At 64.5% G+C, this 690-nt stretch carries 1 protein-coding gene and 1 pseudogene; both read left to right on the forward strand.

What is annotated here, in order from left to right; translation table 11 throughout:
• The first annotated feature begins 38 nt into the window (after positions 1-38).
• Positions 39-530, forward strand: a complete 492-nt coding sequence (locus V6590_RS20815; protein WP_238991799.1) for a universal stress protein — start codon at positions 39-41, stop codon at positions 528-530.
• 16 nt (positions 531-546) lie between these two features.
• Positions 547-690, forward strand: a pseudogene (locus tag V6590_RS20820) (nuclear transport factor 2 family protein); the annotation flags it as partial.

Genomic DNA, 690 nt, shown 5'->3' on the forward strand with positions numbered 1-690 from the left:
TATCGCGCTCTGGCTGCCCAGGATCATGGGGTATTGAGATGCTGAAACCCATCCGCACCATCCTCTACGCGACGGATCTGTCCAATACCTCGGCCTATGCCTTCCGCCATGCGGTCGGCTTGGCGGCGGCGTTGAACGCGCGGCTGCATGTCCTGCACGCCATCGAACCGATGAGCGACGAGGCCCGGCTGACCATCCAGCTTTTCATGCAGGATCCCGAGGCCCGGCGCCTGGCGATGACCCGCCGGGCCGAGACGACCCGGCAGATCCTGCTGGAACGGCAAGAGGCCTTCTGGGCCGCCATGCCGCAGGACGAACAGGCCCTGCGCGATCTGGTCGATGACATCGAACTGATCGAGGGCTTTGCCGCCGAAGCCATCCTGAAGCGGGCGCAAAGCCTGCCCGCCGACATGATCCTCATGGGCAGCCATGCCCATGGCATTTCCCACACCTTCCTCGGGACGGTGGCGAAACGGGTGCTGCGCCGCGCGCGGGTGCCCACGCTGATCGTCCCTTATGCCGAAGACTGATCTGAAAGGACCGACCATGACCCGCACCCTGACCGCCGATGACCTCAAGGCGACCTTCGACGCCTTCAACCGGCATGACATCGACGCGGTGATGACCCATTTCGCGGCCGATTGCGTCTTTACCACCGTCGGCGGGCCCGAAGTCTTTGGCACCCGCATC

This window comes from Gemmobacter denitrificans (assembly GCF_036964905.1).
Lineage (GTDB): Bacteria > Pseudomonadota > Alphaproteobacteria > Rhodobacterales > Rhodobacteraceae > Gemmobacter > Gemmobacter denitrificans.

Coding starts and splice junctions, on each gene's coding strand:
- V6590_RS20815 (WP_238991799.1), top strand. CDS start 39: ATGCTGAAACCCATCCGCACCATCCTCTACGCGACGGATCTGTCCAAT.